General features: G+C 59.5%; 22 protein-coding genes. 11 read left to right on the top strand and 11 right to left on the bottom strand.

The features are described 5' to 3' along the window. Positions 1-62: 62 nt before the first annotated feature. The gene (locus ACFSE1_RS07070) at positions 63-944 is read right to left on the bottom strand and encodes a D-alanyl-D-alanine carboxypeptidase family protein (RefSeq protein ID WP_377398593.1); all 882 of its coding nucleotides are present in this window, start codon (positions 942-944) and stop codon (positions 63-65) included. Between the two features lie 130 nt (positions 945-1,074). Continuing rightward, a complete protein-coding gene (rpmE, locus tag ACFSE1_RS07065) occupies positions 1,075-1,296 on the bottom strand; it encodes a 50S ribosomal protein L31 (RefSeq protein ID WP_165217843.1) in 222 nt (73 codons plus the stop codon). 194 nt (positions 1,297-1,490) lie between these two features. Between rpmE and ACFSE1_RS07060 the strand changes: the two genes are divergently transcribed. Next, positions 1,491-3,275: an ABC transporter transmembrane domain-containing protein gene (locus ACFSE1_RS07060; protein WP_377398456.1), complete on the top strand. Its 1,785-nt coding sequence runs from the start codon at positions 1,491-1,493 to the stop codon at positions 3,273-3,275. A gap of 208 nt (positions 3,276-3,483) precedes the next feature. Next, positions 3,484-4,455, top strand: a complete 972-nt coding sequence (locus ACFSE1_RS07055; RefSeq protein ID WP_377398453.1) for a Bug family tripartite tricarboxylate transporter substrate binding protein — start codon at positions 3,484-3,486, stop codon at positions 4,453-4,455. Between the two features lie 36 nt (positions 4,456-4,491). Here the strand turns inward: ACFSE1_RS07055 and ACFSE1_RS07050 are convergent, their stop codons facing one another. The 5 genes from ACFSE1_RS07050 to ACFSE1_RS07030 all read right to left on the bottom strand — a co-directional run bounded on the left by ACFSE1_RS07050 (position 4,492) and on the right by ACFSE1_RS07030 (position 9,525). Then, entirely contained in the window at positions 4,492-5,523 is a 1,032-nt protein-coding gene (locus ACFSE1_RS07050) for a peptidoglycan -binding protein (RefSeq protein ID WP_377398450.1), read from the bottom strand. A 3-nt stretch (positions 5,524-5,526) separates the two neighbouring features. After that, positions 5,527-6,570, bottom strand: coding sequence for a flagellar motor protein MotA (locus ACFSE1_RS07045; RefSeq protein ID WP_377398447.1), 1,044 nt, complete (start codon positions 6,568-6,570; stop codon positions 5,527-5,529). A 246-nt stretch (positions 6,571-6,816) separates the two neighbouring features. Further along, positions 6,817-7,617: an inositol monophosphatase family protein gene (locus ACFSE1_RS07040; RefSeq protein ID WP_377398444.1), complete on the bottom strand. Its 801-nt coding sequence runs from the start codon at positions 7,615-7,617 to the stop codon at positions 6,817-6,819. A gap of 130 nt (positions 7,618-7,747) precedes the next feature. Next, complete coding sequence (locus ACFSE1_RS07035; protein WP_377398441.1) at positions 7,748-8,863, bottom strand: tetratricopeptide repeat protein; 1,116 nt, start codon at positions 8,861-8,863, stop codon at positions 7,748-7,750. Between the two features lie 8 nt (positions 8,864-8,871). Then, positions 8,872-9,525 carry a thiamine phosphate synthase gene (locus tag ACFSE1_RS07030; RefSeq protein WP_377398438.1) on the bottom strand — a complete coding sequence of 218 codons (654 nt, stop codon included), beginning with the start codon at positions 9,523-9,525 and terminating at the stop codon, positions 8,872-8,874. Between the two features lie 151 nt (positions 9,526-9,676). On the opposite strand from ACFSE1_RS07030, the gene ACFSE1_RS07025 reads away from it, so the two are divergent. Further along, on the top strand, positions 9,677-10,453 hold the full coding sequence (locus tag ACFSE1_RS07025) for a sulfite exporter TauE/SafE family protein (RefSeq protein ID WP_377398435.1): 777 nt from the start codon (positions 9,677-9,679) through the stop codon (positions 10,451-10,453). A gap of 69 nt (positions 10,454-10,522) precedes the next feature. Beyond that, positions 10,523-10,780 carry an ArsR/SmtB family transcription factor gene (locus ACFSE1_RS07020; protein ID WP_377398432.1) on the top strand — a complete coding sequence of 86 codons (258 nt, stop codon included), beginning with the start codon at positions 10,523-10,525 and terminating at the stop codon, positions 10,778-10,780. A 106-nt stretch (positions 10,781-10,886) separates the two neighbouring features. On the opposite strand, the gene ACFSE1_RS07015 is transcribed toward ACFSE1_RS07020, so the two are convergent. Beyond that, positions 10,887-11,060 (bottom strand): YdcH family protein, encoded by a 174-nt coding sequence (locus ACFSE1_RS07015; protein ID WP_377398429.1) that lies wholly within the window; start codon positions 11,058-11,060, stop codon positions 10,887-10,889. Positions 11,061-11,518: 458 nt separating this feature from the next. Here ACFSE1_RS07015 and ACFSE1_RS07010 point away from each other — a divergent pair, with 458 nt between their 5' ends. The 5 genes from ACFSE1_RS07010 to ACFSE1_RS06990 all read left to right on the top strand — a co-directional run bounded on the left by ACFSE1_RS07010 (position 11,519) and on the right by ACFSE1_RS06990 (position 14,343). Next, positions 11,519-11,722: a YdcH family protein gene (locus ACFSE1_RS07010; protein ID WP_377398426.1), complete on the top strand. Its 204-nt coding sequence runs from the start codon at positions 11,519-11,521 to the stop codon at positions 11,720-11,722. A gap of 14 nt (positions 11,723-11,736) precedes the next feature. Continuing rightward, positions 11,737-12,237 carry a 5-(carboxyamino)imidazole ribonucleotide mutase gene (gene purE, locus ACFSE1_RS07005; RefSeq protein WP_377398423.1) on the top strand — a complete coding sequence of 167 codons (501 nt, stop codon included), beginning with the start codon at positions 11,737-11,739 and terminating at the stop codon, positions 12,235-12,237. Then, on the top strand, positions 12,234-13,292 hold the full coding sequence (locus ACFSE1_RS07000; protein WP_377398420.1) for a 5-(carboxyamino)imidazole ribonucleotide synthase: 1,059 nt from the start codon (positions 12,234-12,236) through the stop codon (positions 13,290-13,292). Before purE ends, ACFSE1_RS07000 begins: the two co-directional genes overlap by 4 nt. 149 nt (positions 13,293-13,441) lie before the next feature. Continuing rightward, entirely contained in the window at positions 13,442-13,567 is a 126-nt protein-coding gene (gene ykgO, locus ACFSE1_RS06995) for a type B 50S ribosomal protein L36 (RefSeq protein ID WP_003497670.1), read from the top strand. Positions 13,568-13,659: 92 nt separating this feature from the next. Next, positions 13,660-14,343, top strand: a complete 684-nt coding sequence (locus tag ACFSE1_RS06990; RefSeq protein WP_377398417.1) for a tetratricopeptide repeat protein — start codon at positions 13,660-13,662, stop codon at positions 14,341-14,343. 17 nt (positions 14,344-14,360) lie between these two features. Here ACFSE1_RS06990 and ACFSE1_RS06985 read toward each other — a convergent pair whose 3' ends face one another. Further along, on the bottom strand, positions 14,361-14,651 hold the full coding sequence (locus tag ACFSE1_RS06985; RefSeq protein ID WP_377398414.1) for a hypothetical protein: 291 nt from the start codon (positions 14,649-14,651) through the stop codon (positions 14,361-14,363). Between ACFSE1_RS06985 and ACFSE1_RS06980 the strand changes: the two genes are divergently transcribed. Together ACFSE1_RS06980 and ACFSE1_RS06975 are read left to right on the top strand one after the other, a co-directional pair. After that, entirely contained in the window at positions 14,535-15,386 is an 852-nt protein-coding gene (locus ACFSE1_RS06980; RefSeq protein ID WP_377398590.1) for an alpha/beta fold hydrolase, read from the top strand. The two genes, ACFSE1_RS06985 and ACFSE1_RS06980, sit on opposite strands and share 117 nt — an antisense overlap. A 48-nt stretch (positions 15,387-15,434) precedes the next feature. Then, positions 15,435-15,902 carry a DUF5680 domain-containing protein gene (locus tag ACFSE1_RS06975; protein ID WP_377398587.1) on the top strand — a complete coding sequence of 156 codons (468 nt, stop codon included), beginning with the start codon at positions 15,435-15,437 and terminating at the stop codon, positions 15,900-15,902. Positions 15,903-15,984: 82 nt separating this feature from the next. On the opposite strand, the gene pyk is transcribed toward ACFSE1_RS06975, so the two are convergent. After that, positions 15,985-17,424 (bottom strand): pyruvate kinase, encoded by a 1,440-nt coding sequence (gene pyk / locus ACFSE1_RS06970; protein WP_377398411.1) that lies wholly within the window; start codon positions 17,422-17,424, stop codon positions 15,985-15,987. Continuing rightward, positions 17,424-17,852: a DUF1036 domain-containing protein gene (locus ACFSE1_RS06965; protein ID WP_377398584.1), complete on the bottom strand. Its 429-nt coding sequence runs from the start codon at positions 17,850-17,852 to the stop codon at positions 17,424-17,426. The genes pyk and ACFSE1_RS06965 overlap by 1 nt, the downstream gene beginning before the upstream one ends. Positions 17,853-18,040: the final 188 nt, after the last annotated feature.

The following is an 18,040-nucleotide window of genomic DNA, read 5'->3' as shown; positions in this document are numbered from 1 at the left end:
ACATATCAAAAGGCCGCCGAAACAATGTTTCGGCGGCCTTGTCTTTTGGGATGCCCCTAAGTTCAGGGCTGCGCGGCAGTGGTCGTCACAGTCGCAGCTCTGGCAACAGGCTCTGCAATCTTTGCGCCCGGCTTCTTTTCCGCAACGACTGGCGCTGCCGGAAGGTAGCGGTCAAGCAGTGCCTTCATGGTCTCATCGCGCTGTTGCGCGGTCTTGCCACCCAGCACCACGCCGACCAGGCTGCGCCCTCCCCGCTCCACAGAGGTCACGAGGTTGTAGCCGGAGGCATCCGTATAGCCTGTCTTGATGCCGCTTGCGCCCGGATAGGTGTTCAGCACGCCGTTATGGCCGCGAATCTTCATGCTGCGGAAGGTGATTGTGCGGGCGGAGAACATCTTGAACTCCTCGGGAAAATCCCGCATCAGCGCCATGCCGAGTATGGCCATGTCAGCCGCCGTCGTGACTTGCTGCGGATCCGGCAGACCGGCAGGGTTGCGGAAAACCGTATCCTTCATACCAAGCGCCCGTGCCTTGGCGGTCATCATCTGGCCGAAACCTTCCTCGCTTCCGGCGAAGTGCTCACCCATCGCAACAGCGGCGTCATTGGCGGAGATGACAATCATTCCCTCCACGGCCTCGCGAACGCTGATCGTATTTCCCGCTCCGATGGCAAACTTGAAGGGCTCCTTGTTGTTTGCATTCTCGGAAATGGTGATGCGGTCGGTCCATTTCAGCTTGCCGGAATGCAACGCCTCAAAGGTGATGTAGAGTGTCATCATCTTGGTCAGCGAGGCGGGATAATGCAGCTCGGACGCGCGCTCTGCTTCCAGAACGGCACCCGTCTTCACATCGATGACCATGCTCGCCTGATCGGCAAGCGCTGCCGCTGTAGAAAGAATGAGCGCAGCCGCCGCAGCAAGCGGCCTCAGGGAGAGACGAAGCAGAGATAGCATGGAGGAACTCGATCTTCCGGCGCACCTTGCGGAGAGCGCCACCAGTCAAAGAAAAACCGCCCGGACCTTGGGTTCGGGCGGTGCGGTATCGTCAGAATGCCGGACCGAATCCGGCATGCAATCAGAGGCCGAGGCCGCCGAAGCGCTTGTTGAACTTGGAAACGCGGCCGCCGCGGTCCATAAGCTGCTGGTTGCCGCCGGTCCATGCCGGGTGCGACTTGGAGTCGATTTCCAGGTTCATGACCGCGCCTTCCGAACCCCAGGTCGAGAAGGTTTCGTACTCGGTGCCGTCGGTCATGACGACCTTGATCTTGTGATAGTCGGGATGAATATTGGCCTTCATGACACTCTTCCTGCTGTGCGGGGTCTTTTTGTCGCAATTGCAGCGAGCGACCCTATTCCGTAATGAAGCCGTGCACCCGGAGGCCACGGCTTCCCAATTCGATGCGGAGCCTATACAGGAAGGTCTTCAAAAGCACAAGTACCCGCAAAGCAGCCCACAATGACTGTTTTACGGCAGCCAAGACGGAATTGCAGATGAAAGCTGAGAAGACGCGCCGTTCCCCACAGCCTCTGCTGCGGCTCATGCCCTATGTGCTGCGCTACAAGGCGATGGTTGCGGCGGCTGGCCTTTTCCTGACCCTGGCGGCCATTACGACGCTCATCCTGCCGCTTGCCGTCCGACGCATGATCGATCACGGTTTTGCAGCCTCGGACACGACCTTCATCAATAGCTATTTCGGCATGTTGCTAGGCCTCGCCTGCCTGCTCGCCGTATCCAGCGCCATGCGCTATTATTATGTCATCACCATCGGCGAACGCGTGGTGGCGGATCTGCGCGGTGAAGTCTTTGCCCGCGTCACCTCGCTGTCTCCCTCCTTCTTCGATGTAAACCAGTCCGGCGAGATCGTCTCCCGATTGACGGCGGATACGACACAGATCAAATCCGCCTTCGGCTCTGCAGCCTCGCAGGCCCTGCGCAATACCATTCTCTGTCTTGGCGCCATGGTGATGATGATTCTCACCAGTCCCAAGCTCTCCCTGCTGGTGCTGGGTGCCATTCCGCTCATTGTCTTCCCGCTTGTCGGCTTCGGTCGCTCAGTGCGCCGCCGCGCCCGTGCCGCACAGGATACGCTCGCGGCCACCTCGGCTTTTGCCTCGGAGACCATTTCCGCCAATCGCACCGTTCAGTCCTTCGGCGCGGAAGCGGCCGCCACAGCGCGCTATACCTCGACCGTGGAAGACGCCTATGACGCCGCCCGCGTTGCCATTCGTTCGCGCGCCTTCCTCACGGGTTTTGCTATTCTGATGGTATTTGGCAGTATTGTCGGTGTGCTGTGGTACGGCGCGCAAAGCGTGCTTGCCGGAACACTGACAGCCGGAACGCTTGGCCAGTTCGTACTCTATTCCGTCATCGCCGCCAGTTCCCTCGGCCAGCTTTCGGAAGTCTGGGGAGATCTGTCGCAGGCGGGCGGCGCCGCCGAGCGGCTGACAGAGCTTCTGCGCGAAGTGCCTGCCATCCGCGATCCCGAGAGCCCGCTTCCCCTGCCCGCCCCCGCACGCGGCGAAGTCAGCTTCGACGCGGTGGAGTTTATGTATCCGACCAGAACCAATGCGCCCGCGCTCCACGGCCTTTCCTTCCACGTTCGGGCTGGTGAAACGGTCGCTATCGTCGGACCTTCCGGCGCCGGAAAGAGCACGGTCCTTTCTCTTCTGATGCGCTTCTACGATCCTCAGGCTGGCTCCATCCGGTTGGACGGAATCGATCTGCGTCAAGCAAGGCTGGCCGATCTTCGCAGCCGTCTGGCCATCGTGCCGCAGGATGTGACGATTTTTGCCGCCTCCATCCACGACAATATTGCCTTCGGTCAGCCCGATGCCAGCCGTGAAGCCGTTCGTCAGGCTGCCATTGCCGCCCAGGCAGACGAGTTCATTTCCCGCCTCGAACGGGGTTACGATACGATGGCGGGCGAACGGGGCGTGACGCTGTCCGGCGGCCAGCGCCAGCGCATTGCCATTGCCCGCGCCATTCTCAAAAATGCGCCCGTCCTGCTTCTGGATGAGGCAACCTCGGCACTCGATGCAGAAAGCGAAACGCTGGTGCAAAAGGCACTGGATGGGCTGATGCGCGACCGCACAACCATTGTCATCGCTCATCGTCTCGCCACGATCCTCAAGGCAGACCGTATTCTCGTGATGGATAACGGAATGATTGTCGAGGAAGGAACCCACCAGCAACTGGTCAGTCAGGGCGGGCTTTATGCAAGCCTTGCCCGGCTGCAATTCGAGGCTGGCCAAACAGCCTCTATCGCAGCCCAGTAAATCCCTGCGCCGTGGGCGGATTTCCACCCATCGCACAGCCATGATTGGGTGCCTTTCCACCCATATCCGCCGACCTTCGCGGGCATCCAGACCTACGCCAGCGCAAATCGGTTGTCTTGGCGTCTGTCGCGCCAACAATCGCCTCGGTCTGGCCGGGGCGAAGGAGGAACCGCACCTGCCGGGAATCATGGTTGCGGAGGAGATGCACATGAAACTGATCAGGAAACTTTTGGCGGCCTGTGCCGTGGCGGGCTTGTTTGCCGCGTCACCTGCCCTGGCGGAATATCCGGAAAACACAATCACTCTGGTGGTTCCGTTTGCGGCTGGCGGCTCCACGGATGTCGTGGCGCGTGTCATTGCGGAACGAATGTCCGCCGATCTTGGCCAGCAGGTCATCATACAGAACGTCGCGGGCGCAGGCGGCAGCCTGGGTGCCGCCAATGTGGCGCGCTCGGAGCCGGATGGCTACACCATCCTGATGGGCACTGTTGCCACCCATGCGCTGAACCCGTTGATGCTGAAGGCAAAGCCTTACGATGCCGAAAAGGATTTCGCCCCGGTTTCGCTACTTGTCGTGGTGCCGAATGTGCTGGTGGTGAACCCTGAGCTTCCCGCCAAGAACGTAAAGGAGCTTCTGGCACTGCTGAAAGCAGAGCCGGAAAAATACAGCTATGCTTCATCCGGCAACGGCACGCCGCTCCACCTCTCGGGCGAGTTGTTCAACTCCATGGCGGGCGTGAAGATGCAGCATGTTCCCTATAAGGGGTCCGGTCCCGCCTTGAACGATCTTATCGGCAACCAGGTGCCGATCATGTTCGATAACCTGCCCTCCTCCTCCAGCCACATCAAGGCTGGCACGTTGAGAGCATTGGCCGTGACGACCGCGGAGCGGGCGCCTTCCTTCCCGGATGTACCGACCATGGCGGAAGCCGGCATTCCCGGTTACGAGACCTATACGTGGAATGCGCTGTTTGCCCCGGCTGGCACGCCCAAGCCCATAATCGACCGGCTGAATGCCGCAGCCAAGGCAGCCCTTGCCTCACCGGCAGTGGCGGAACGCATGAAGGAATTCAGCGCAACCATAGTGGCCTCCACGCCGGAAGCCCTGGGCGAACACGTGAAGGCAGAGCTTGCCAAGTGGCAGCCCGTGGTCAAAAGCGCCAATGTATCGCTCGATTGATCAGGCTTGAGAACCCGGAGACGGGGCGCTGAACCATCAGCGCTCCGTCAATTTCAGCTCGATACGGCGGTTCTGCGACCGCGCTTCCGGGCTGTCACCTTCGGCAATGGGCTGATATTCCCCAAAGCCCGCAGCCACCAGACGATTGGCTGGAACCCCCTTGGAAATCAGGTATTTGACGACAGAGGTGGCGCGTGCGGATGAAAGCTCCCAGTTATCGCGGTAACGGCCGGCACCGCTCAAGGGCGCATTGTCCGTGTGGCCATCCACCCGCAGCACCCAGTTGATTTCCGGCGGAATTTCCTGCGCAAGCTGCAGAAGTGCCGTGGCGAGCTTATCCATCTCCGCGCGCCCTGCATCGTCCAGTTCAGAACCGCCGACGGGAAAGAGCACTTCCGATTGGAAGACGAAGCGGTCACCCACGATACGGATGTTTTCGCGGTCCGACAGGATTTCGCGAAGCCGCCCGAAGAAATCGGAACGGTAGCGGTTCAGCTCCTGAACCCGCTGTGCCAGAGCCACGTTCAGCCGCCTGCCGAGATCGGCAATCTTGGCTTGCGAGTTCTGGTCCTTGGCTTCCGACGCCTGAAGTGCGGCCTCTACGGCTGCAATCTGCGCCCGCAGCGCGGCAATCTGTTGGTTCAGCAGTTCCACCTGGCTCATGGCACGGGCACTGACCTGCTGTTCCTCGTTGAGCTTCTCCGTCAGCGCACCAATGCGCGCATTGGCGCTATCGCTGGCACCTGCACCCTTGTCGAGAAGCGCCTGCAGGCGCGAGCGTTCCGTCTCGGATGCTGAAAGCGACGCCTGAAGATTGGCAAGCGTGTCTTCCACATCCTGCTTGCCGCTTTTTTCCAGAGCCAGCAATTCAGTCAGCTCGGCGATCTGGCTGTTCAGACGGTTCAGAACCTCATCTCGGCCGGTAATCTCCCGCCCGAGGATGAACTGGGCCAGAACGAAGACCGTAAGCAGGAACATGATGGCCAAAAGCAGCGTCGACAACGCGTCAACGAAACCCGGCCAGTAATCGACGCCGCGTTCACGGCGCCTGTTGCGGCCAAGCGCCATCGTCTACTTCTCCCCGATCCGGTCGGACAGGCGATCCAGCGCGCGGCGCATGGCCTTTGCTTCTTCCTGCTGGGCCTCGATCCAGTCGCGCAGCATCTGCTGCTCATTGCGCATGTTTTTCACAAGGCCCTGAATACTTTCCGCCAACTGGCTCATGGCAGCGGTGGAGCGCTCCGCCTGCCCGGCCCCATCTGCCTTGCTCTGTTGGGCCGCAAGCTTGCGCAACTGCTCCACAACGCGGCGCAGCTCGTCGGCTGTGTTTCCGGAAACCGCCTCACCTGCAGGAAGGTCGCTTTCAACTTCGGTCACGGACGACAACCAGTTTTCCAGCTCCGTATAGAACCTGTTCTGTGCGCGCCCTGCCTGCAAATCGAGGAAGCCAAGGATAAGCGAACCGGAAAGGCCGAGCAGCGACGAGGAAAAGGCCGTACCCATGCCAGAAAGAGGCGCTGTCAGTCCGCTCTTGAGCGTGCTGAGAATATCCGTGTTGCTGCCGGAATTCGGATCAAGCCCCTGGATGACATCGCTGATCGAGCCAATGGTGCCGATCAGGCCCCAGAATGTGCCAAGCAGGCCGAGAAAGACAAGCAGCCCGATGAGATAGCGCGAGGTATCGCGCGATTCATCCAGCCGCGTGCCGATCGAATCGAGAATCGAGCGCAAGACATTGGCAGACAGGGCCACCCGCTGACGGCGGCCAAGCAGCGCGCGCATGGGCGCGAGAAGCTTCGGATCGCGGCCAACCCGATCGGCACTGCCTGCGGCGCGAAAGGAATTGAACCAGCGGACCTCCGGAATGAGGCTGACGACCTGGGTGAAAATCAGCACGATCCCGATCGCGAGAACACCGAGAATAAGCCCGTTCAGGCCGGGATTTGCCATGAATGCAGTGTGCGCCTGACGGTAGAGAATGGCGGTGATGAAGCCGACAATGATGAGGAATATCACCATGGTCCAGATGACGGAGCCGGGGTTCGACAGCTTGTAGCCATGGTGGCGTGGCGCCAGTTCTGCCCCGTTCACATCTTCAAGGGTATCGTTCGCCATATGCACGCAACCTCGTTTTCGACCTGTGGCGGGACGCTAGTGCAAAAATGGGACGAATTGAAGTGATACCGCCTCGGAAATCTGCGGAAATTCAGCGCGTTCGCCGAAAGACCGGGCTGGCGGCTTCATCTCCATCAAGCAAAAGGCTGCCCTTGAGGACAGCCTTTGGGTGAGAACTTCTTCTGCACACCATGTATCAAGCCGGAAGAGGCAGCATGCGCCCCATCCCGGTTTGCGGTTCCAAGCTCAGCGGCTGGGAATCGGGCGGTTGACCACTTCCAGCAATTGCTTGTGAATCAGTTCATTGCCCGCCACGACGCTGCGGTGGTCAAAGATATCCGTGCCACCGCTCATGCTGGAGGTGAAACCGCCCGCCTCGCGGATCAGGATCAGGCCAGCGGCGATATCCCACGGCGAGAGATCCACTTCCCAGAATCCATCCAGGCGACCGGCAGCCACATAGGCAAGATCGAGTGCTGCTGCGCCGAAGCGGCGAACACCTGCCACTTCGCCCATGACATGGCGAAGCTCCACCAGGAACTTGCCATGATTGCCACGGCCCAGATGCGGAACGCCGCTGCCGATCACGCAATCGGACAGGACACGGCGGGCCGCAACGCGAATGCGGCGGTCGTTTAGGAAGGCGCCGCCGCCCTTTTCCGCAGTGAAAAGCTCATCTGTCGCAGGATTGAAGATCACACCGGCGACAATCTCGCCGTTGCGCTCAAGCGCGATGGACACGGCAAATTGCGGAATACCATGCAGGAAGTTGGTGGTGCCATCCAGCGGATCGACGATCCAGCGGTGCGAACCGTCCGTTCCCTTCTCCTCCTGGCTTTCTTCACCGAGGAAGCCATAGGTGGGGCGCGCCTTCATCAGCTCGTCATAGACGATCTTTTCCGCCTTCAGATCCGCTTGGGAAACGAAATCGCTCGGCCCCTTCACCGAGACCTGCAAGTTCTGAACTTCGCCGAAATCGCGCGAAAGCGACTTGCCTGCCTTGAGGGCAGCCTGAACCATGACATTAAGAAGAGCAGAACGGGCCATCTGGGAATCCTTGGGATAAGGGCGAGTGTCCCCAATCCATCAGGGGACCTGTGCATACGTCTTTTCGTGAATAGGCGGGTTCAGAACCACAAAATCAGGGGAAATTCAAGTCGCAAGAGCCATTGCGCCGTCAGCCACGGCGAAAACGGTTAGCGGCATCGATCGCCTTTTTCTGCTGCTCCTCGTTGATACCCAGATAGAAATCCTCAAGAAGCGGGTCAGGCAGGCCCGCGCGCCGGGACAGAACATACCATTTGGCCGCCTCGACAGGATCCGGCCTCGTACCAAGTGCATTGATGTAGAGATGGGCAAGCTTGTTCTGCGCGACGACATTGCCGCGAAGCGCTGCTATGCGCAACCACTCGAAGCCCTTCTCATAATCACGCGGTCCACCGACACCATTCACATACCAGATGCCCATATCCAGCTGCGCCGTATCGAAGCCTGCCTTCGCAGCCCGCATCAGCCATTCCCGCGCCTTTGCCTTCTTTTCCGCCGGAATATCAGGAATGGCGATATAGAGCTGTGCCACGGCATATTGCGCATCGGCAATGCCCTGTTCGGCAGATTTTTCATAGAAGGGCAGAGCAAGCTTCAGGCCCTTTTCGCCGGGATTATCGGCAATCAGGATCTGGCCCCAGTTGAACTGAGCCGATCCATTGCCTGCCTCGGCGGCGCGCCGCATATATTCATCGGCTTTCGCCTTGTCATGCGGAACATCACGCCCCTGCATGAGCATAAGCGCATACTGGAACATGCCAGCCGGATCGCCACCCTCCGCCGCCTGCTTGAACCAGAAGGCCGCGCCCTTGGCGTCATGCGCAAGGCCGCGCCCCAGCATTGTCATCATGGCTACAAGCGTTTGAGCGGCAGCATCGCCCTTTTCCGCGCGCGGCAGGGCTTTTTCAAGGGCGGTGCGATAGAGGCCGCGCTGATAGGCGCCATAGGCTTCGTCAATCGGACCTGTGTATTCCTTCTCGGGCGGCAGCGGCGGCAGGGTTGTGCCCATGCGCTGCAAAAGCGTGATGCCGCTGGAAGGATAGGCCTCCTCCGTCGGTCTTTCACCCTTCTGCGCGGCATCAGGAGCATCCTCCTGCCTTTTCAGCGTGTCAGCCCCCTGCTCCACAGGACGCGTGACCGCACGCTCCGAGCCCTGTGCCAGAGGCGAAGTCGGCAAAATCAGGCAGAGCGCTGAAAGCGCACAGACGTGACGGAATGAGATCAAGTGGGTGACAGAGCGACGCATGCCGACCTTCAAGCGTCAAACCGTGGCGCTTTTTCGTCCAAAATTGCATTGGCTTCGGCAACTGCCGCCGCAGCCCCCGCCGGATTTGAAAATACGGCTTCACGCAAGGCAACAAATTCCGCGCCTGTGGCGGCAACTTCTTCCACGCTGGCAAGCTGCGTGCCACCCATGGTGATGCAGGGGATCTCGACCATCGAGGCCCACCATTCCGCCAGAGCCAGGTTCTTGGGATGCGCCTCCGGCTTGATGTCGCCATCGATGCGGCCGAAGAAAATATAATCTGGCCGCAACTCACCCACTTCAAGCGCCGCATGCCGATCCTTGGCGGCGGCAGAACCGACGATGAGCTTCGGCGTGAACTTTTCGATGGCTTCGCCGAGTTCCTCCAGCGACCCCGTCAGGTGCAGACCATCGGCTTTCACGCGCCCGGCAATGCGGGAATCACCGCAGATCAAGGCTGCGGCACCCACAGCCTGCACAATGGGAACCAGCTTTTCAGCCCGCGCCTGGAAGGCGCTGTCGTTCAGCCCGTATTGCGGAATAATTACGGAGGCGACATCGCCGCCACGCAGGGCGTGACCGAGTTCCTCTGCCAAAGCGGCCTCATCCTCACCATCCGGCACAATCAGGACAAGTCTGCATCGATCTTCGGGAAGTGCCATGGTCTGTTCCGATCCGTCTGACTGCTGTAAGGGCGATGCCATTGGTTCAACATCTACATTGGCTGAAATGCAAGTTGATGCGACCAAGCCTCGCCTTATTTCCAAGAGTCCGATAGACCGGACAGGCCCCGCAATCAACCGTCATCCTCCCATGCTATCATTTACGCTGCCCGATCCGATCTTTTTTGCCGCTGCAATTCCGGCTGTCGCACTGGTTGGCCTGTCGAAGGGCGGCCTGGGCGGCGCCTTCGCGTTGATGGGCGTTCCGCTGCTTGCGCTGGTTGTCACCCCGGTGGACGCCGCAGCAATATTCCTTCCCATCCTGATCGCAATGGATCTGGTGGCCCTCTATGCCTGGCGACATTTCAACGACCGCAAGTTACTCTTGATGCTTTTGCCGGGCTGCCTCATCGGCATTGGCCTGGGCTGGGCCACATCGGCTTATGTGCCGGACGATGCGCTTCGCTTCGTCATCGCCATGTCGATGATCCTGTTTGCCCTGCGCTACTTTCTGGAAACCTATGGGCCACGCCGGACGCAGCCACCCGCGCCAAGCAAGCACAAGCGAGGCCCCGCCCTCTTCTGGGGAACGCTCTGCGGCTATGGAAGCTTCGTTGCCCATGCTGGCGGCCCGCCGTTCCAGATCTACGCATTGCCTCTCAGGCTGGACCCGAAACGCTACACGGGCGCAAGCGTGCGGCTGTTTGCCATCGTCAATGCCGTCAAGGTCATTCCCTATGTGGCGCTCGGCGCACTCGACAGCCGGAACCTCACCACCTCACTCACTCTGCTGCCCATCGCCTTCCTCTCCACACTGGCAGGCGCATGGATCATTCGCCGATTGAAACCGGAGGTCTTCTATCCGCTGGCCTATGGCCTCGGCCTTCTGGCGGCATTGAAGCTGCTTTACGACTCGCTGCCGATTTAGATAAATCTAATATACCGCACTGCACAAAATCGCTTGCCGGGTAACGCAACTTGGCGTAGCGTAACCGCCATGACGACCGATCCATTCGCAGCCATTGCCGACCCGAACCGGCGTCATCTGCTGGAAGAGCTGAGGCGTGCCCCGCGCACAGTCAATGAGCTCGCAGAGGGACTTCCCATCAGCCGACCCGCAGTGTCTCAACATTTGAAGGCGCTATTGGATTGCAACCTCGTGACGGTAACATCCGAAGGAACGCGGCGCATCTATTGCGTGAATGTGAAGGGCTTTCAGAAGCTCAACCTTTGGCTCGATCAGTTCTGGGCCTGAGAGCCAGACAAAGAGATACGGCCGCCTGACGCAAAAACGCCGCCCCCGGTATCGGACCTTGAGAGCGGCGCAGATCAGTCAAAACCCATAAACGATCGCGATTGCGTCAGTGCCGTGTCTTTTTGAGGCGTTCCAATTCGTCTTTCAGGCGCAGTTTGCGCCGCTTCAGATCAGCAATGTGAGTGTCATCGGAGGATGGAGACGCAAGAACCGACTGGAGCTCCTCCTCAAGAGCGCCATGTTTCTTCTCGAGCGATGCGATATGAGCCTGAATGGTCATGTGGCACGTCCTTCCTTTGTTCTCCGGCCACGAGCTCCCCTTGAGCCCATGGCTTCTGGTTTGCGAAGGAATTGTGACACGATCCGCCAGCTTTGTCGAAGGCGAAATCATGACATATCGAGGGTAAATCGATGGTCTTGTTTAAACAGAGATAAACTTATGCGGAGGCTGGCGTGAGCCTGGATCGCCTCAGAACAGCACAAGCAACAAAGCGTGTTAGACAGCACAAGGCAAGGGCAAGCCGGGTCGTTTACAGGCTGCATCCAATGCGCTGGAACGGCGCGCTTGCGGGATCCTGAGCATCTGTCGAAACTCGTTAACGGTCCGGCGCGGTGTGGGTGCATTTCCATAAGTTTTACTGTGGGCTCTACTAGTCGTTCTGTGTGTTTGGTGGTAGGAGCTTGCCTGCATTCCCCGGCGATACAAAGACCGGATTGAAAATGGGGACGAAAGACACGATGGCCGATCAAGAACAGGCGGATATCAGGCTGGCGCTGGCACGGTTGCGCCAGGAACACGAAGATTACGATGCCGCCATCAACGCCATGATCGCGACAGGCTGCGAGGCTTTGCGTATCCAGCGCATGAAGAAGAAAAAGCTCGCCATCAAGGATAAGATGACCAGCCTGGAAGATCAGATCATTCCAGATATCATCGCGTGACGGAGGAGGAGAACGTGCCGCAGGAGAGACCCCAGGTCGCCATCATCATGGGTAGCCAGTCTGACTGGGAAACCATGAAGAATGCCGCAGATACGCTGGATGCGCTGGACGTGGGGTATGAAGCGAGGATCGTCTCCGCGCATCGCACGCCAGACCGCATGTTCGCCTTTGCCAAGGGCGCGCGCGAAGAGGGCTTCCAGGTCATCATCGCAGGGGCTGGCGGCGCAGCCCACCTGCCGGGCATGGTTGCAGCCCTGACGCCTCTGCCCGTGTTCGGCGTGCCGGTTCAATCGCGCACGATGTCTGGCACTGACAGCCTTTATTCCATCGTGCAGATGCCCGCCGGAATCCCGGTCGGCACGCTGGCCATCGGTCGCGCTGGCGCGGTCAATGCAGCGCTGCTTGCAGCCGCCGTTCTGGCGCTGTCCGACCCCGATCTGGCAGACAGACTTGACGAATACCGCGCACGCCAGACCGCGTCCGTGGCTGACTATCCTATTGACGAGGCGCCATGACGCTTTCCACCATTGGCATTATCGGCGGCGGCCAGCTGGGCCGCATGCTTGCCATGGCCGCAGCCCGGCTGAATTTTCGCACCATCATTCTTGAGCCGCAGGCAGACTGTCCCGCAGCGCAGGTCGCAAATCGACAGATCGTCGCGGCCTATGATGATCAGGCCGCCCTGGCGGAACTGGCCGAATATTGCGACGTCATCACCTATGAATTTGAGAATGTGCCGGTGAGCGCCGCCCAGCTTCTGGCAAAAAGCAAGCCGGTCTATCCGCCGCCAAAGGCGCTGGAAGTGTCGCAGGACCGGCTGACCGAAAAGCAGTTCCTTAGCCAATGCGGCATTGAAACGGCGCGCTTCCACGCAATCGACAGCCAGGCGGACCTGCAGGCGGCCCTTGCGGATTTCGAAGGCAAGGGCGTGCTGAAGACGCGCCGCCTTGGCTATGACGGCAAAGGCCAGCGGGTGTTCCGCTCCAGCGCCGAGGATTGCGCTGGTGCGTTTGATGCCATGGGCGGCGTGCCGCTGATTCTCGAAAGCTTTGTACCATTCGAACGGGAAGTCTCGGTCATTGCCGCGCGCGCTACCGATGGCACGATCAAGGCCTTCGATCTGGCCGAGAATGTTCACCGCAACGGCATTCTCCACACCTCCACGCTGCCGGCGCGCATTGGCGAGCAGACGGCTGAGGCTGCTCGCACCGCAGCACAGCGCCTGCTGGCTGGCTTGGACTATGTGGGCGTGATCGGCATGGAATTCTTCGTCATGGCCGATGGCACCCTGATTGCCAATGAAATCGCGCCGCGCGTGCACAATTCCGGCCACTGGACGGAAGCGGCCTGCGTGGTTTCGCAATTCGAGCAGCATATCCGCGCCGTCACTGGCCTGCCGCTTGGGGATCCCGCACGCCATTCCAATTGCGTGATGACGAACCTGATCGGCGACGACATCCAGGACGTGCCGCGCTGGCTCTCGCAAAGCAACGTGCTGGTGCACCTTTATGGCAAGGCCGAGTCACGACCGGGCCGAAAAATGGGGCATGTAACCCAGCTTTTGCCGTGAAATCCCTTGGAGCAGAGGGCATGTGCGGTTGACAGGGACATGGTGAACCTGTATCCACCCTCCCATCCTAAAGAGCGCGCTGCATGGCGCGCTTTTGATTGTCAGAGACACGGGGCTCTTTAGCGCCCTGCAATACGCGGACCAGAACAATGAAGATCAAGAACTCGCTTAAAGCGCTTAAGGCCCGTCATCGCGATAACCGTCTGGTTCGCCGCAAGGGCCGCGTTTACATCATCAACAAGCAGAACCCACGCTTCAAGGCTCGTCAGGGCTGATATCGACGGGCCGCTTTGCGGCTCAGCATCACGTTGTCGATAGCGTGTGTTTTTTGGTTTGAAAGTCGGCGCATGCGGTTTAAACCTACCGTATGCGCCGATTTCTTTTTGCTGCCTTGCTTCTGCCGCTCTGCCTGAGCCCCCTCGCCGCTTCTGCGGAGGAAAGCCGCGTGGCCGAGCCTCAGCCCCCTGCCCTTGAACCAGGCGACCCGGGAACAACCGGCCCAGGCGCCCCCAGCGCGACGGCAGAGCCTTCTGAAAAGCCGCAGCAGGATTTGGCCCAGTCCCTCGACCCCAAAGTGCGGCAGGACCAGCTCTTCGATTCTCTTCGCCGTGAGCGTGATCCGGACAAGGCCAAGGAAATTGCCAGCCAGATCATTGCCAACTGGAACGATTCTGGCAGCGCCACCGTCAACCTGCTGATGCAATGGGCGGCCAAGGCCGTGGCGGAAAAGAAGAACGCCGCAGCGCTGGACTTTCTGGATGAAGTGACCGTGCTTGATCCCTCCTATACGGAGGGCTGGAATCGCCGCGCCACCCTGCATTACACGATGGGCGACACGCGCAAATCCATGGCTGATATCAACCAGGTTCTTCAACGGGATGCCAGGCACTTTCCGGCCATTGCGGGCATGGCCACCATTCTGATGGAAAATGGCGAAGACGAGTTGGCTTTGCGGGCTTGGGAGCGCTTTCTGGCAATCTATCCGGCAGAACGGGATGCGCAGGAAAACGTTACCAGGCTCTCCGAGAAAATCGCCGGTAGCCGCACCTGATCCTGAGGCCTCCCCTGTCATATATTCTGATCGCGATTATCCTTCTCCTCGCCCTTCTCGCTGGTCTGTTCGGCTTTACCGCATGGCAAGCGGCCGCGATTGAGCGCGCGTTTCCCAATATCGGCACTCTGACGGATGTTGGCGGCTACAAGCTGAACGCTCTGCATGTTCCGGCCGGACCAGAAGCCGACCTGCCCCCGATTGTCTTCATCCACGGCGCCAGCGGCAATCTTCGTGATCAGGAGGCTGCCTTTCTGGCACCGCTGAAGGGACGGGCCGAACTTCTCTTCGTAGACCGCCCGGGCCATGGCTATTCACAACGGGGCGGGCCGGAAAACGCCTATCCCGATGGGCAAGCTGCGGCCATTTCGAAACTGATGGAGAAGCTCGGCATCCGGAAAGCGATTATTGTCGCGCATTCCTTCGGCGGGGCCATTGCCGCAAGCTTTGCGCTGAACCATGCAGACAAGGTCATTGGCACTCTGTATCTTGCGCCTGCAACACATCCATGGCCAGGCGGCATCGATTGGCACTACCGCGTCACCTCAACGCCCGTGATTGGCTGGCTGTTCAGCCACACACTTGCCATGCCCGCCGGGTTGTTACTGATGGATGGCGCGACCAAATCTGTCTTCGCACCCAATCAGAGACGCGAAACCTATGTGGAGGAAGGCGCTCCTGCCTTGGTCCTCCGGCCCTCAGCCTTTCAGAACAATGCTGAGGATGTGGCCAATCTGCTGGGCTATGTGACGCGAGTTTCTCCTCGCTATACAGACATTGAGACACCGGCCATCATCATGACAGGCGATAGCGATCCTATCGTGCTGGCCAATATTCATTCCGTTGGCCTGAAGCGCGACATCCGAAATTCCGAGCTGATCTGGCTGCAGGGCGTCGGACACAAGCCGGATTACGTGGCGACCGATCTTGCAATTGCTGCCATGGAAAAACTGTCCGGACAACCACGCGACCTTGAGGCAATGGCGCAGGCGATCAATGCCAGAGTGGCGCGGGAAAATCGCAGCAATCGCGAAACGCCTTGACCACGCGCTCGATATGTTCTTATTTTGTTCCAACCTCAGGGAGGAGCAATCGTGGACATCGAGCATCTCAATGGCGTGATCGTGCAGGCAAAACAGGCCAGTTATGTCGGCGATGGCAGGCCCATCCTGTCCAGCCGGCCCGGGTCTCATGACCTTGCATGGCAGGCTGGTGACTGGCGTTACCTCGATAGCTATTTCGGTGGAACCGATTTCATTGGCCAGGAAGTCATATGGCATCTGGGCAAGCCGGTCTGGGCCATGAATTATTACGGCTATGTGCTGCGGCCAGACCTCATCGATGCCCAGCGGGCGGGTCAGACAATCAAATCCGCGCTTTCAAGCCTTTACACACACCATCAGCGATTTCTTGGCGGCTTTGAATGGCATGGCCCGCATGGAGCCTATATCGACACCAACAGCGGCGATGCGGCCCGTTTCTCTGGCCGCGAGACCATATCCGTTGAGGGACAAACCGCCTATGCGCTGGACTATTGCGGCGGCCTGATAAAGCCCTGAGCGTGTTTCGCCAGAGGTCTGTCTGAATGCAAAACGCCCGGACTGGCATCCGGGCGTTGTAAAGACTGCAGGCTTTCAGCGATTAGACGCCGGACTGCCCATCCGGGCCGATATAGGCAATGCGCAGCATGTTCGTTGCACCTGGTGTACCGAGCGGCACGCCAGCAGAGATGATGATGCGGTCGCCAGGCTTGCCAAAACCTTCCGAAGCCACGATCCGGCAGGCCTTGTTGACCATATCGTCCAGATCGCTCGGCTCTTCCGCCACCACACAGTGCAAGCCCCAGCAGACCGACAGACGGCGCGCCGTCTGCACCACCGGCGAGAGGGCGATGATCGGCACCTGCGGCCGCTCACGAGAAGCGCGAAGGCCCGTCGTGCCGGAGGATGTGTAGGTGACGATGGCTGCCAGATTGAGCGTTTCCGCAATCTGGCGTGCAGCCAGCGAGATGGCATCTGCGCCTGTGGCTTCCGGCGACGGGCGCTGCGCGTAGATGATGTTCGAGTAGTAAGGATCCTGCTCAACGGTGTGGGCAATGGATGCCATGGTGGAAACTGCCTCGACCGGATACTGACCGGAAGCAGATTCTGCCGAAAGCATGATGGCATCCGCACCTTCAAACACGGCGGTTGCAACATCCGATACTTCTGCACGGGTTGGAACAGGCGCGGAAATCATGCTTTCCAGCATCTGCGTGGCAACGACCACCGGCTTGCCGGCGCGGCGGCAGGCGCGCGTCAGCTGCTTCTGAATGCCGGGAACCGCTTCCAGCGGCATTTCAACGCCAAGGTCGCCACGTGCCACCATCAGCGCGTCGGAAAGATCGATGATTTCCTCAATACGCTCGATAGCCTGCGGCTTCTCGATCTTGGACATCAGACCAACGCGACCCTTGGAAATCTTGCGCACTTCCGCCAGGTCTTCCGGACGCTGAACGAAGGAGAGCGCCACCCAATCCACCTGATCGGTCGCCAGAACGGCGTCGAGATCGGCGCGGTCCTTATCCGTCAGAACGCCAACGCCCAGCAGCGTATCCGGGAGGCTGACACCCTTGCGATCGGAGATGGATGTACCAGCCACGACGGTGCAGACGATGCTCTTGCCATCGCACTTCTCAGCGCGCAGCATCAACTTGCCATCGTCGATCAGAAGGCGATGGCCGGGCTTCACGGCTTCCAGAATTTCCGGATGCGGAAGGAAAACACGGTTTTCATCGCCTGGCGCTTCATTGTTATCGAGTGTGAACGTCTGGCCCGGGGCGAGCGTCACCTTGGTGTTGGCGAATTTGCCGACGCGCAGCTTGGGACCCTGCAGGTCGGCAAGAATGCCAATGGGGCGACCGTTGCGGGCTTCGACAGCACGAATACGCTCGATCAGCGTTCGCATCAGGTCATGGCTGGCATGGCTCATATTGATGCGGAAGAGGTCGGCACCCGCCAGATGCAGTTTCTCGATCATCGCCTCATCGGAGGATGCGGGACCCAGCGTTGCGAGGATCTTTACTTTGCGATTACGCTTCATCACTTCTGGCCTTCTTGCGTACCGGGCGTATCAGACAGCTGGACCATCCAGCTTCCCTGACGGCCCGTGTCATATTCCTTGAACCCCATGCGCTGGTAGCCGCGGGCGAAGCAATCGCCCACACCGGTGATCTTGAACTCGTTTTCGGCAACGCACATGTTGACATCACCGGTCCAGCGACCACCCCGCGCGGCATCTTCCGCGTAGAGGTAATAATAGCGGGATTGCAGTTCACCTTCGATGAGAGTCGCGCAACTGGAAGCAGGTACCTGCCACCAGCCTTCCGAGATCCAGCCTTCCGCGGCACGGTAGCCAATGGCAACCCCCACCAGATTCTGCGTGCCGTTGCACACCCGGAAATCGGCATGGGCCGGTGCGGCAGCAAAAAGAACCGGTGCGCTCGCAACAACGAAGGCAAATGCCGGCATGACCTTGAGAATGGATGAGAAAAACTGTTTCGACACGGCTTCCGCTGGGACTCCATGAGAGATGATCTGCACTGTCTTCGCCCGCCGCCTCCCGAATGTCAATTAAATCTAATCGATTAAATAGCCAATGGTCGCGGTTGACTTTCTGAACCCGGTGCTTGCACCGCCAATAGTTGCCATGTCATCAA

It is taken from the genome of Affinirhizobium helianthi, assembly GCF_042680945.1.
GTDB classification, from domain to species: Bacteria; Pseudomonadota; Alphaproteobacteria; order Rhizobiales; family Rhizobiaceae; genus Neorhizobium; species Neorhizobium helianthi.
Note: the sequence above shows the minus strand (reverse complement) of the source record. Positions and strands in the feature narration are given on the sequence as shown.